Source organism: Hespellia stercorisuis DSM 15480 (assembly GCF_900142165.1).
GTDB lineage: Bacteria > Bacillota > Clostridia > Lachnospirales > Lachnospiraceae > Hespellia > Hespellia stercorisuis.
On the sequence record NZ_FQZY01000021.1, the window covers coordinates 37,328 to 50,531 of the forward strand.

General features: G+C 47.6%; 12 protein-coding genes. All 12 read right to left on the minus strand.

Annotated features, from left to right (window positions below):
* Positions 1 to 3 precede the first annotated feature (3 nt).
* A complete protein-coding gene (locus BUB85_RS08440; RefSeq protein WP_073108461.1) occupies positions 4 to 1,134 on the minus strand; it encodes an FtsW/RodA/SpoVE family cell cycle protein in 1,131 nt (376 codons plus the stop codon).
* On the minus strand, positions 1,131 to 1,349 hold the full coding sequence (locus BUB85_RS08445) for a cell division topological specificity factor MinE (RefSeq protein WP_073108466.1): 219 nt from the start codon (positions 1,347 to 1,349) through the stop codon (positions 1,131 to 1,133). The genes BUB85_RS08440 and BUB85_RS08445 overlap by 4 nt, the downstream gene beginning before the upstream one ends.
* An 11-nt stretch (positions 1,350 to 1,360) precedes the next feature.
* Positions 1,361 to 2,152: a septum site-determining protein MinD gene (gene minD, locus BUB85_RS08450; protein WP_073108471.1), complete on the minus strand. Its 792-nt coding sequence runs from the start codon at positions 2,150 to 2,152 to the stop codon at positions 1,361 to 1,363.
* Between the two features lie 23 nt (positions 2,153 to 2,175).
* On the minus strand, positions 2,176 to 2,820 hold the full coding sequence (locus BUB85_RS08455) for a septum site-determining protein MinC (protein WP_073108475.1): 645 nt from the start codon (positions 2,818 to 2,820) through the stop codon (positions 2,176 to 2,178).
* A 16-nt stretch (positions 2,821 to 2,836) separates the two neighbouring features.
* Positions 2,837 to 5,701 carry a penicillin-binding transpeptidase domain-containing protein gene (locus BUB85_RS08460; protein ID WP_073108479.1) on the minus strand — a complete coding sequence of 955 codons (2,865 nt, stop codon included), beginning with the start codon at positions 5,699 to 5,701 and terminating at the stop codon, positions 2,837 to 2,839.
* Positions 5,694 to 6,212, minus strand: a complete 519-nt coding sequence (gene mreD / locus BUB85_RS08465; RefSeq protein WP_073108482.1) for a rod shape-determining protein MreD — start codon at positions 6,210 to 6,212, stop codon at positions 5,694 to 5,696. Before mreD ends, BUB85_RS08460 begins: the two co-directional genes overlap by 8 nt.
* Before the next feature lie 12 nt (positions 6,213 to 6,224).
* Complete coding sequence (mreC, locus tag BUB85_RS08470) at positions 6,225 to 7,103, minus strand: rod shape-determining protein MreC (protein ID WP_073108485.1); 879 nt, start codon at positions 7,101 to 7,103, stop codon at positions 6,225 to 6,227.
* A 1-nt stretch (position 7,104) separates the two neighbouring features.
* The gene (locus BUB85_RS08475) at positions 7,105 to 8,127 is read right to left on the minus strand and encodes a rod shape-determining protein (protein WP_073108488.1); all 1,023 of its coding nucleotides are present in this window, start codon (positions 8,125 to 8,127) and stop codon (positions 7,105 to 7,107) included.
* 41 nt (positions 8,128 to 8,168) lie between these two features.
* Entirely contained in the window at positions 8,169 to 8,864 is a 696-nt protein-coding gene (gene radC / locus BUB85_RS08480; protein WP_073108492.1) for a RadC family protein, read from the minus strand.
* 178 nt (positions 8,865 to 9,042) lie between these two features.
* Positions 9,043 to 10,629, minus strand: a complete 1,587-nt coding sequence (locus tag BUB85_RS08485; protein WP_073108495.1) for an NAD(P)/FAD-dependent oxidoreductase — start codon at positions 10,627 to 10,629, stop codon at positions 9,043 to 9,045.
* Positions 10,626 to 11,843: a BaiN/RdsA family NAD(P)/FAD-dependent oxidoreductase gene (locus tag BUB85_RS08490; RefSeq protein ID WP_073108498.1), complete on the minus strand. Its 1,218-nt coding sequence runs from the start codon at positions 11,841 to 11,843 to the stop codon at positions 10,626 to 10,628. Before BUB85_RS08490 ends, BUB85_RS08485 begins: the two co-directional genes overlap by 4 nt.
* A 48-nt stretch (positions 11,844 to 11,891) precedes the next feature.
* Positions 11,892 to 13,175, minus strand: coding sequence for a methionine gamma-lyase family protein (locus BUB85_RS08495; protein ID WP_073108501.1), 1,284 nt, complete (start codon positions 13,173 to 13,175; stop codon positions 11,892 to 11,894).
* Between the last annotated feature and the right edge of the window lie 29 nt (positions 13,176 to 13,204).

Genomic DNA, 13,204 nt, shown 5'->3' on the forward strand with positions numbered 1-13,204 from the left:
TCCTTACTGATATTTTTTCGGTTGTAAACCTACGTTAAGTACAAATCCAATCCCGATATAAAAGCATACAACGGAGGTGAGACCGTAACTAACAAAGGGTAGAGATATTCCTGTATTCGGGAAAATCTGTGTCGCCACACTGATATTGATGAACGATTGCACGCCAATCAGTGTGGCCATGCCGGTGCAGATGATTTTGCCTCCGGTGTCTTTCGCCTTTAATCCAATGATGATACATTCGATTACAATTAATAATAACAAAATTATGACAATACAACAACCCACAAATCCCAATTCTTCCCCAATAATTGCAAAAATAAAGTCTGTCTGCGGTTCTGAGATGAAATTGCCGTTTTTTACGGAGGTAGTGGTATTGTTGTTGAGCCCTTTTCCGGTCAACTGCCCAGAGCCAATTGCCATAACAGAATTTAGCTGCTGGTAGGCTTCATCGGTCGCGTACTCTTCCGGTTCCAGCCAGGCAAGGATCCTCTTCTGCTGATAATCCTCCAGCAGTTTCTGATTTGGCTGCACCACGATACTGATAAAAATAATCGATACCGGGAGGACGATGGCCAGCACCGTTCCTATAAATTTGTAGCTCAGCCCGCCAAGATACATAATCACGCAGAACAATGCGGCGAGACAGATCGTATTGGACAGGTTCGGCTCCTTGTATATCAAAAATAAAGAAGGAAGAATCAGTGCAACAGCCTGTATAATCGTTCTTTTCTCATTGATGTCCTGTTCATGCTCCATCAAAAACTTGGCAAAAAACAAAATGGTGATGATCTTTGTCAAATCAGATGGCTGGAAATTGGTAAATCCAAGACTGAGCCATCTCTGAGCTCCGTTAACCTCAATACCGAACAGCAGTACTGCAACGAGTAGAAGAATGTTGATAATGTACAAGACCCAATAAAGATTTAATACCCATTGATAGTCGAGAACCGCGATGACAGCCATGACGATAACGCCGATAATAACACCGATGATCTGCCGTCCCTGGACGGATTTCTGCGCGCTTCCAACGACAAAAATTCCAAGAACCGAGACAGCAATCACAAGCGCGATCAGACTGAACCGTACATCTTTTAGTTTATAACGTTTTACATTAAAAATCTGTTTTAAATTCAATTCTTTTCTCCTGTTATCTCTGAATACCGGATATGGATATCAGAATGTGTGACGTGTATCTGAAAGATCTCTGGTTTTACTTCTACATACTTTGAGAGGGTCAGATACATATCTTTGGTAAGTTTGTCTATCATATCGGGTGCACATTGCATTCTGTCTGCTGTAATCAGTACTTTTAGTCTGTCTTTGGCAATTGAAACAGAAGGTACACTCATGGGACAGCCTCCTAATTCTTCTTAAAGAAATGAGACATTTTTGAAAAGATACCATTCGAGCGATTAAAATCTTCAATCGGAATCTCTTCGCCCATAAGCCGCTGACAGATTCGGGTGTATGCACTCCCGGAAGCTGAGGACTCCCCGACAACCGGCTCGCCCTGGTTGGTGGCAATCACCACCTGCTCATCGTCCGGAATGACACCGAGCAGATCGATGGCGAGAATCTCTGTTACGTCCTCTACAGACATCATATCTCCCCGTCTGACCATATCGACACGCAGCCGGTTGATAATCAGATGATTGTCCCGTATTCCGTGGGTTTCCAGTAAACCAATAATTCGATCCGCATCGCGGATGGCCGACACCTCGGGCGTTGTCACCACAATACTCTTGTCGGCTCCCGCGATCGCGTTCTGGAATCCCTGTTCGATTCCGGCCGGGCAGTCAAGCAGAACGTAGTCATACTCCTCCTTCAGCTCGCCGGTCAGCTTCTTCATCTGTTCCGGAGAGACTGCGGTTTTGTCTTTTGTCTGCGCCGAAGGAAGAAGAAACAGATTCTGGAACCGGCTGTCGGAAATCAGTGCCTGCTTCAGACGACAGTTTCCGTTGATCACATCCACAAGATTATAGACGATTCGGTTTTCCAGACCCAGAACTACATCTAAGTTACGCAGCCCGAGATCTGTATCGATAACAAGTACCTTTTTTCCTTCTTTTGCAAGACCTATTCCTATGTTTGCGGTTGTGGTTGTCTTTCCGACACCGCCTTTCCCTGATGTAATAACGATAACTTCACCCATCTTATTAATTCCTCCAAGTTTACTTAATATACCAGTGGATCGATATAAATATGGCTCCGATCGAGCACTGCTATCTTCGGTCCATCTATCTCGCTGTTTTCCTGGTATACGTTTTGACGCTTTGCCTCCACATCTGCGATTTTCAGATGTTTGGGCTGCATGTCCAGTGCGACTACAAATGCCGACCGGTCTCCGGTAATTCCCGCGTGTACAGATCCATACAGCTTACCGATCACAACGATATTCCCTTTTGCAGCAATTTTCGCACCGGGTTCCACGTCCCCCAGCACAATGATGCTGGTTTCTGATTCCAGCACCTGTCTTTTGTATAATGTGCCTTTATAAAACTGGCCCTCTCTTCTGTCTTTTGTCTCGTAACAGGTATCCAGCAGATTCCGGTATATGAGGTCATTCTCCTCATCCTTATCGATGATACATATTATATCGATGTCGGCTGCTTTGGATATAACCTGGATCAGCTGCTGTTCTTCCTCGCTGGTCATGACCCGTCCGCTAAAAGAGGCAGCCATTTTTGCTCCGTTGAAAAATTTGGCGGCATCCTGGAATTTGGAATGAACAGCCAGAAGCAGATCCTCAAAAGAAACCTCTGCGTTCAGGTAGACTTCTAATCCATATTTACTACTTTTGATTTTTACCAAATTGTCCATAAATTCCCCTCACTTTCTAATCCCCTGCTGCTGCAGTTCCGAGTGCCGCTGCAGAACCGGTGATCAGTTGACCGCTGTCCACAAGCTGGTAGCGGTATTGTACGATATCTCTGCCGATTTCTGCGGTATAGGAGGAACTGTATCCATTTGCAATTCGAACGGCGACAGAGATTTCTGGTGAATCTGCCGGAGCATATCCCACAAACAGTGCATGGTCCGGATGCACATCACTCTGCTGTGCGGTACCAGTCTTTCCTGCCATTGCCATATTCATACCCGAAAATGTAGATGAGGAGGCCACCATTGCCGCCATTCCCTGATGTACCAGACTCCAGGTCTCATCGCTCACATCATCCATTGTATTATAAACGGTAGGCTCGTAGGTTTTAATTACGTTACCGTTTGAATCAGTCGTTTTATTCAGAAGAGATAAATTGTAAACAGTACCACCGTTTGCAACAGTGGATACGTAACGGTTCAGCTGGCTGACGGTATAGTTGTTGGTACCCTGACCGATTGCAGAACGAACGGAATCGCTGTCAGACACCTGTGGATCTGACTCGGGAATCTCCAGTCCGGAAGTCTCACTCAGTCCAAACTCTTTTGCATATTTCTGGAGTTTCTCAATACCAAGATCACTGGAATAGGATCCGTCTTCTGCGGTGCCAAGTTCATAGCCCACTTCATAAAAGTAGTTGTTGCAGGAAACCTCCAGCGCACTGACTACATCCAGACTGCCGTGTGCACCGGGGGAAACCCAGCACTTCGGGCTTGGAACGACCTTGTCAAAAGCTCCGGCGCAGGTGAATAATGTGGATCCGTTCATCACGCCCTCTGTGAGGCCTGCCACCGATGAAAGCATTTTAAATGTAGATCCCGGAGCAGTCTTTTCCTGTGTGGCGTTATTATAAAACGGACGGGACAGGCCCGTGACCAGCTTATTATAATAAACTGAGTCCATGGTGTTGGCCAGCCGGTTGTTGTCATACCCCGGATAGGATACACATGCCAGAACCTGTCCGCTGTTCACATCACTGACAACGGCAGAGCCGGTACACGGTTCCAGTGCAAGCTGCCCCGGTGTAATCTCCAGATTCGTGATTTTCTCACGCAGCCATTCATATGCATCGAGATCTCCGGATATCAATCCATTGTAAGAGGCTTCATCCATTGGCAGAATATTCTGCTCATAAGTTATGGCACAAATCTGTGCTCCGCTTATACCTCCTGATTTTATAAGATATTTGTATAAAAGTTTGTCGAAATCGCTATCCGAATGCAAATATTCGCTCAGATAAGTAATAATCCCCTGATATGCCTCACTGGAATCCGAGTATTTCCCACCCTGAACGTCTGTTCCGAGAACGGATGTATCCACCCAGTTCTGGGAAATCGCATAATTCAGATATGTGTAGAGGCTGATACTCTCATCATTTGTCCAGGCCTGATAGGTCGCATCATTCGTGTCAATGGAATTACTGATCAGAATCCCGGTGTCCGTTTCCAGCACAGAGGTGGCAATATAATTGATATAGGCCTGCATCTCCCTGCTAAGATCCTTGTATGCTGCACCGTTCGGATCCTGCATATAGGATACGATCTCACCGATCGCGGTCTCCAGCCGATCGCTGTATGCCGCATAGACCTGCTGTTCTACCGCACCGGCCTGGGCACTATTGAAATGCGTGGAGTCCAGTATGTCATTTCCAATGAAAGCATTGTAAGCGTCATCCACTGGAATGATGATGTGGCTCGCATCAGAGGTCTGGCTGGGGTCATAGTTCATTTCATTCCTTAATTTGGAAAGGAGGACACCTGCAAGTTTTTCCTCGATGATCTGGTAGGTTGCACTCTGCAGATCTTTGTCGATTGAGAGGTAAACATCATTGCCGGGCTTTGCCTCCGTGGAGCTGACTGTCTCTACAACCTTGCCGACGCTGTCCACGTAGACGGTCTCCTCGCCTTTGGTTCCCTGAAGTACCTCATCCATAGTTTTCTCGATACCTGATTTCCCGACGATATCCGTCAGGTCATAGGTCTTTTTCTGTTTCTTGTCCAGCGCATCGTATTCTTCCTGGGATATCTTGCCGGTATAACCAATAATTGATGCAAAATACTTGCTGTCTGTGTACCTGCGGAGTGAATCTTCCGCAATATTGACACCATCCAGTGCGTCCATATTTTCCATGATTGCAGAAACCGTTTCGTCGCTGACATCAGAGGCCAGTGTTGTCGGAATATATTTCTGAAAGCCGTTCAGATTGATTGCGTAGCGCATGTTCACCAACTTCAGAACATAGGATTTCTCCAGCTTTTTCTGGTTGATGCCATATCCGTTGAGTTCATCGGAGCAAAGATACTCGATCAGATCATCTGCCGAAGTTTTTCGCTGCTTATCCGAGAGTTCATCAATGGTGGCATACCCATAGACGTCGGCAAGAAAACGAAGCTTTGACGTCTGGGAGGTCTGCGTGAACTGGTAGTTGTTGTTGGAGTCCAGTACGATTCCAAAGCTGCTGATCACGGAATCCCCGTGAGATTCTACGATTGAGATGATATCGTCAAGGATTCCGTTTAAGATCTTGTTCTTCTCAGCAATTGTATCTGCATTGATGTTGTCTTCAATCGTAACTGAATAAGCCAGCTCATTGTATGCCAGCAGATTCCCGTTGCTGTCATAAATGTTGCCTCTTGTACCGGGAATTTCACGTGTTTTTTTGATTTGTAATTTGTAGTTATCTAAATAGTCTTGTCCTTTTACAATCTGCAGGTAAAAACACCGGTAAATCAGAATCGCAAATAAAAAACAAAACGCGATTAAAACAACGAATAGCCGGGATTTCACAACCTGATAGAGAGCATCTTTTATTCGATCAAACAAATTTACTTGCACTCCTTTTTTCTTCTGCTTCCAGTTTGCGGTTGATATATAATGTCAGCGGATACAATCCAAGTGTAATGACCATTGTATAGATCAGTTCCGGAATAATGATCTTGCCGAGATAATGTATAAAATCAAATTCACTTCTCATCAGGAACATAAAGATGTATACGGTGAGTCCGTAGACAAATTCACTTCCGGCTATCATATACAGCGGGAGTTCTACATCGTCATCGTAATAGATCTGACTGAAGAATCCGTTAATAAAGCCAATCAATGTGTAGATCAGCGCATAAAAGCCAATCAGATTTCCAAACTCAATATCGATCAAAAGGCCGGAAAAAAAGCCAACGACCATTCCGTCCTTGTGACCGCGCATAAATCCAAATGAGGAAGTGAGAATAATCAGTAGATTCGGCTTGATAGAGCCGAGTGCCAGCTTATTGAATATCGTGCACTGCAGTAAAAAGCATACAATAATCACGGCACCTGTTATTATTTTTCTTTTCATATCGGAACACCTCTACTCTTCCGTTCCATCTTTGTTTGTGCCGTTTTTATCGGCCTTGGTGGTTGTGATGACAAGCACCTCCTGCAAATTTTTGAAATTCACCACCGGAGTGATATAGCCGGAGCGTGTCAGATTGTTGGAATCCACATTGATCTCGCTGATGTAGCCGATCAGAATTCCCTGCAGATACTTGTCACTGATGTGTGAGGTGACAACCTGCTCTCCCACTTCCACTTTGTTGTCATTGTTCTCAAGCTGCTCAAAGCGGATCTTGCCGTCGGAGATCAGAGAGAGATCCCCCCGCACCATACATCTGTCCGACGTGGAGAGAACCATGGCACTGACATTGCTGGAATCATCGATAACGGAGCGGACAGTTGCCCAGTCCGGTCCAACCTTGGTGATGATTCCTACAAGCCCGTTTTCCGCCATTACGTTCATGTCCACTTTCAGGCCATCATTGGAGCCCTTGTCAATGGTGAAAGTGCTGAACCAGTTTCCAGAGTCCTTCCCGATCACACGGGCGCCAATCTTTGTATAATCGGCATAATTCTGATCCAGCTTATATAATTCCTGCAGACGCTCAAGTTCATATTTCTCCTGCTGAAGATTGTTGTTCTCGATGGTCAGTTCATCCACCTTTTCCTGCAGAGTCTTATTTTCTTTTTTTACGGCCTGCAGCGTCTCGAAGTTACTGCTGAGATCACTGAGCCACATACCGATCTGGTTGATTCCTTTCTGCATGGGAATCACCGTCAGATTCGCAACTCCGCGAAACGGAGTCCCGGTACTTCCCGACAAGAGGGAAAGGCACATCAGAAGGACACAGAGTCCAGATAAGATGAGCAGCCAGTATTTGTTTGATAATGAAGATTGATTTTTCTTTTTCATACTATCGTAACCACCTATAATCTTCATCCAGCATGGAATATGCCAGATGCTTCAGTTCCTTGTTCAGAATAATCTTTCGGATTCCTTCCACCGCACAGACATCCGGGCGCTTTGCCTTGCGTACGCGCAGTCCCGTGACTTCACGCAGATATGTATCAAGACCACGGAGATTTGCGAGTCCTCCGGTAATGAAAATCCCTTCCACGTCAATAATTCGGCGTATGTCGGGAGGGAGTCTGTCGACCATTTCCTGAATCGCACGCACAATCTCTTCCAACGGATCCTTAATTGCGGCGCGGACCAGACCGATAGGAATCTCTTTCTGCCGCGGGACACCGGTAATCAGATTCCGGCCGGCAACCTTCAGTGTTGCATCGTTCTCCTGGTCGAAAACTCCAAACTCTCTCCGCAGTACTTCTGCTGTGAGGCGTCCGATCAGAAAGTCCTTGCTCCGGCGCACGAGATTTGCGACGGCAAGATCAAACTGAACCCCGCCCATTTTCACCAGCCTGTTCAGTACCATACCACCGGATGACAGAACCGATAATTCTGTGGTCTCGCCGCCAAAATTGGCGATAAAAATACCTTTTTCACGTTCCACATCCAGTCCGAGTCCGACAGCATCTGCGATTCCGCGCTCCACGATCTTCACTTCTCGGGCTTTAGCGGAGGAATGCATAAGCAGATCGTAGAATGCACGTTTTTCCACTTCGGTTACATCGGTGGGAACCGCGATTACATACTCGGATCCCCGTGCGAACTGTCGCTCTTTATTCAGCAGATTCTGCAGCAGATACTGCATGTCATCAAAATGGGAGATCACGCCCTCTTTCATCGGAAATACAACTTGAATATTATCCGGCGCTTTTTCGTACATCTCATATGCCTCATCGCCGACAGAGAAAATGTATTTTTCATCCTTCATGGCAATGACGTTTTTTTCTTTCCATATTTCATTCTTATTTTTATCGAAAACCTTTATCTCATAAGTCCCTAAATCCAGACCGTAAACATTTCTGGCCATAGTTATACCTTTCTTTTCTCTCAGACTTCCTCAATCGAAGCTCAAATCAGCCCGTGTTCTGCCATACTCGCGTATTCATTGTCACCGATAATAATGTGATCGAGCAGTTCTATGCCAATCAGCGCTCCGGCATCCCGGATGCGCCTTGTGGTCAGGACATCCTCTTTGCTGGGAGTCGAATCTCCGCTGGGGTGGTTATGCAGCAGAACAATCGCGACGGCATTCTTCTGAAGAGCCTCCACGAACAGTTCCCGCGGCGAAATAATCGCCATATTGACCGTCCCCTTGGAAATATTACTCTCTCCGATTAATTTCATTCTTGTATTTAAAAGCAGAAGCTTAAGATTTTCCTGCTTTTCATGTCTCATCTCTTCCATGTAATACTGGGCGATGGAACCGGAACACGTGAACCGGAGCCCCTCCCCTGCGGATGCCTTCGCAAGCCGCTTCGCCAGTTCACAGATACAAAGTATCTGGACTGCTTTTACTTTGCCGATTCCCCGAACCTTCAACAGCTTTTCCATTGTCCAGGAATGCAGATTCAGAATTCCCTCTGCTGACGAGATTGGGTTTAGAATTCTGCGGGCAAGCTCCATGGCGGAGATTCCCTTACTTCCGGTTCGCAACAAAACAGCAAGTAATTCGGTGTTACTCAAATTACCTGTGCCATATTTTTCGCACTTTTCATAGGGCTGTTCGTCCCTTGGAAGTTCTTTCATCGTATGATATTGATTCATTTTTCTTCTTGTCTTTTGAAATACAATACAACGTTTATCTTATCATATTTCAAAAAAAGTGTATAGGACTAATCTATTAAAATTTAGTGAAACCAGCCGTGGGACGTTCATTTACACGCTGTAATCAGGCGGATATCAGAAATCTGCTTTGCGGTTTCCCAGCAGCAGTTTCTGCAAGTTATAAAGGGGCATGGCGCATGGCAATGGCTTCAAAAACTTTGATACCATCCATTGCCGCAGAGGTGATTCCTCCCGCATATCCGGCACCCTCGCCGCAGGGATACAGTCCCCGCACCCCACTCTCAAGGGTATCCCCCCGCGGAATTTTCACCGGGGACGAGGTGCGGCTCTCCACGCCGGAAAGGATGGTATCGAGATCCGAAAAGCCCGCTATCTTCCGGTCAAACTGATGGATACCGTCCTCAAGGGCATCACTGATGGCATCTGGGAATATGGGCCGCAAATTTGCCAGACAGTAATCCCCTTTGGAATTAGGAATGATATGCCCGGTTTTTACGGTTGTCCGGTTCGCACAGAAGTCTTCCAGGCGCTGAACCGGTATCTTTCCACCGCCGGTCTCAAAGGCATGCTGCTCAAGACGGCGCTGGAATGCGATTCCAGCCAGCGGGTGGTCGTCTTCATAGTCCTCCGGCGTCACGGTCACGATGATCGCACTGTTTGCGTTCTCTCCTGCCCGCCCGTGATAGCTCATTCCGTTGACGGCCAGCAGGCCCTCCTCGGAGGAGGCATTTACCACATATCCGCCGGGACACATACAGAAAGAATAGACGCCCCTTCCATTAGCCGCTGTGGCGGTGAGTTTGTAGGATGCAGCTGGAAGTTTCTCGGGATGCTCCATTCCGTACTGGGAATGGTTGATCATAGTCTGTGGATGCTCGACACGGACGCCCACCGCAAAGGACTTGGCAGTCATGGGAACCTTTTTTTCGTGGAGCATGAAAAAAGTATCTCTTGCGCTATGACCGATGGCAAGCACTGCAGTCCGGGTATTCAGAATCTGCTCCTCGTTGATCTCCAGCCCGCACAGTGCTCCGTCGTCATCCAGCCGAAGGTCTGTCACCTGACTGTGAAAGTGCACTTCCCCGCCCCATGCGATGATCTGATCACGCAGATTGCGGACGACACCGGTCAATATATCGGTGCCAATATGAGGCTTATTCTCATAAAGAATCGATTCCGGTGCGCCAAACCGGACGAAGGTTTCCAGCACGAAGCGGTTTCTTCCAACCGGATCTTTTACCAGTGTATTCAGCTTTCCATCGGAGAAAGTTCCTGCGCCGCCCTCACCAAACTGTACATTAGAAGTCGGGTTCAGGATGCCGGTATTCCAGAATTTCCGCACATCGGTCATCCGTTCCTCCACCGGCGCACCACGCTCCACCAAAATGGGCCGATACCCCTCTCTCGCAAGCAGGTACGCGCAGAAAAGACCAGCCGGTCCACTTCCAATGACAACTGGTCTGTGCTTCATTTTTTCGGTTCCACTTTCTGGAACCTGATAGGATTTGGGCGCAATCCGCACTGCACTCTTACATTTTTTCAGCACAGTCTGCTCCTGCTTTACTGCGGCATCCACTGTATATACATAGAAGATATCCGGTTTTTTTCTTGCGTCGACCGACTGCTTAAATATCCGGTAGGAAATCAGCTCAGATGTTCCGATGCGAAGCGTCTTCAAAAGTTTCTGCTCCAGTTCTTCCGGTGTGTGTGTATATTTTAATTTCAATTGACTGATTCGTATCATTTAGCTGCCTCTCTTCCCGCCACGTATCCGCTGGACCATGCCCACTGCAGATTGTAGCCTCCACAGATTCCGTCTACATCGACCAGCTCGCCCGCAAAAAACAGACCTGGAACGATGTTGGATTCCATGGTTTCCGCGTTGATCTCGACGGTGTCGACCCCTCCGGCGCAGACCTGGGCATTCTCAAATGGATTGGTTTTTGTGATCACCGTGCAAAAATGTTTGATTTTCTCCGTAAGTGAAGCAATCTCGACGCCGGTAAGCTCACATGCTCTTTTGGTCTCCGGAATGCGGCATAGTCGGAGAAAAGTGCCGGCAAGCTTCGGGTGGTAAAGTCCGGTAAAAAAATGTTTCATTGTCTTTTCTGGCTGATTTTTTATCCGGACACCGAGAAATGCCGTCAGCCCTTCGTCCGAAAAATCAGGCATGAAATCAAGTACGGCTTCTACTTTTTTTCGTTCATAAAGACCACGGGCCGCAAAACGGCTGACCTGAAAGACCGGGATTCCGGAGATTCCGTATTTCGTGAGCTGGATTTCACCAGTATCCTGTCCTTGTATAATTCCGTCCACCAGAATGGCCACACTGCCCTGCACCCGGATCCCTGCAAGCTGTTTATAACAGGTTTCCGCACAGTGAAGCTGCACCAGAGACGGGAGAACCGGAACCAGATGATGGTCCAGCTGTTTTGCAAGGTCATACCCTGAGCCATCGGAGCCTGTGACCGAGGCGGCTTTCCCGCCCGCTGCAAGAATCAGGCGGTCGCAGTGCAAAATCTCGTGACCGGTCTGAATCGAAAACCCTTTTTTTCCGCAGCTGACAGAACGTGTTTCCGTCTCCGTCAGTATCGTCACCTGTAGTCGCTCCAGTTCCTGCTGCAGAACCTCAAGCACCGCACTTGCCTGATCGGAATATGGGTAAATGTATCCGTTACGATTTTTGGAGTAAATTCCAAGCTTCAAAAAGAAAGCAATGGCATCCTGAGATGTGAATTGAGACAGGATTGTCTTCGCAAAATCCGGATTATCTGAACGGTAACAGGAAGGATCCTGAAAGGTGTTTGTGAAATTGCATCGCCCATTTCCCGTTGATAAAATCTTTTTCCCAATCTGGGGCCTGTGTTCAATCAGCAAAACCGCTGCACCGGCCCTCGCCGCGGTAATCGCGGCCATCATGCCGGATGCACCTGCACCGATGATTCCTACTGTTTTCATGATTCGTTTCCTTTCTGTTGCATTCACTGCGTAACATCTTTTGTAAGGTTATAATGTAATCAGCCCTGCATCCAACAGGAACTGAACGGATTTTAAAATCCCAAGCTTGGCATGCGCCCAGGTCAGTCCGCCCTGAAAATATACCGCATACGGCGGCTTGATCGGCCCATCCGCGCTCAGTTCAATGGAGGATCCCTGTACAAAGGCCCCCGCGGCCATAATGACATCGCTGTCGTATCCGGGCATAGCCCACGGCTCTGGTGAGACGTAACTGTCCACGGGTGCCGCAGCCTGAATGCCCTTGCAGAAAGCGATGACCCCCTCGGGGGTTCCAAGTTCCACTGCCTGGATGATGTCGTGTCTGGATTCCCTGCTGTTCGGAACAACACCGAATCCAAGTTTCTCGTAGATGCTGGCGGCAAAAATTGCGCCTTTTAATGCACCGGAAACCACGGTCGGTGCTAAGAAGAAGCCCTGGTAAAAGGACTGCATGACACCGAGGGAGGCGCCAACCTCTGCACCGAGTCCCGGGGAGGTCAGGCGATAGCCGCAATTTTCAATCAAGTCCTTCCGGCCAGCAATGTAGCCGCCGATCGGCGCGAGTCCGCCGCCCGGATTTTTGATCAGTGAGCCAACCACCATGTCCGCACCTACATCGCTCGGTTCCTGCCGCTCAACAAACTCACCATAGCAGTTGTCTACCATACAGATGACGTCCGGCTTGATACTTTTTACAAACGCAATCAGTTCCCCGATTTTTTTTACGGAATAGCTCGGCCGCGTCTGATATCCTTTGGAGCGTTGGATCGTCACCAGCTTTGTCTTATCTGAGATTGCTTTTTTGATTGCAGGATAGTCAAAATATCCGTCTTCTAACAGCTCTACCTGCCTGTAGGTGATTCCATACTCCGCGAGAGACCCGTTGGACTCACGGATTCCGATGACTTCTTCCAGCGTATCGTAGGGTTTTCCGACAGGGGACAGCAGTTCGTCGCCTGGGCGGAGATTGGCGGCAAGAGCCAGTGCAAGTGCATGGGTTCCGCAGGTGATCTGTGGACGTACAAGTGCCGCTTCTGTATGAAACGCACTGGCATAGACTTTTTCCAACGTGTCACGCCCCTGGTCGTTGTAGCCATATCCGCTGGCGTAATTAAAGCATGCTTCGCTGACGCGGTTTTCCTGCATAGCTGCAATAACCTTCATCTGATTAAACTCTGCATTTTCATCAATTTCCTGAAATCGCTCTTTGAGCGTTTTTTCAATTGTCTGTCCGAAAGAATAGACTTCCCCGGAAATTCCTAGTGTCTGGTACATGTGATTGATATCTGACATGGTATCTGCCTTTCTGTTCTTGAAATGTT

Bases quoted from the DNA above. Each gene is read 5' to 3' on its own strand.
- BUB85_RS08445 (WP_073108466.1), bottom strand. From the start codon at position 1,349: ATGAGTGTACCTTCTGTTTCAATTGCCAAAGACAGACTAAAAGTACTG.
- minD (WP_073108471.1), bottom strand. From the start codon at position 2,152: ATGGGTGAAGTTATCGTTATTACATCAGGGAAAGGCGGTGTCGGAAAG.
- BUB85_RS08455 (WP_073108475.1), bottom strand. From the start codon at position 2,820: ATGGACAATTTGGTAAAAATCAAAAGTAGTAAATATGGATTAGAAGTC.
- mreD (WP_073108482.1), bottom strand. From the start codon at position 6,212: ATGAAAAGAAAAATAATAACAGGTGCCGTGATTATTGTATGCTTTTTA.
- mreC (WP_073108485.1), bottom strand. From the start codon at position 7,103: ATGAAAAAGAAAAATCAATCTTCATTATCAAACAAATACTGGCTGCTC.
- BUB85_RS08475 (WP_073108488.1), bottom strand. From the start codon at position 8,127: ATGGCCAGAAATGTTTACGGTCTGGATTTAGGGACTTATGAGATAAAG.
- radC (WP_073108492.1), bottom strand. From the start codon at position 8,864: ATGAATCAATATCATACGATGAAAGAACTTCCAAGGGACGAACAGCCC.
- BUB85_RS08485 (WP_073108495.1), bottom strand. From the start codon at position 10,629: ATGATACGAATCAGTCAATTGAAATTAAAATATACACACACACCGGAA.
- BUB85_RS08490 (WP_073108498.1), bottom strand. From the start codon at position 11,843: ATGAAAACAGTAGGAATCATCGGTGCAGGTGCATCCGGCATGATGGCC.
- BUB85_RS08495 (WP_073108501.1), bottom strand. From the start codon at position 13,175: ATGTCAGATATCAATCACATGTACCAGACACTAGGAATTTCCGGGGAA.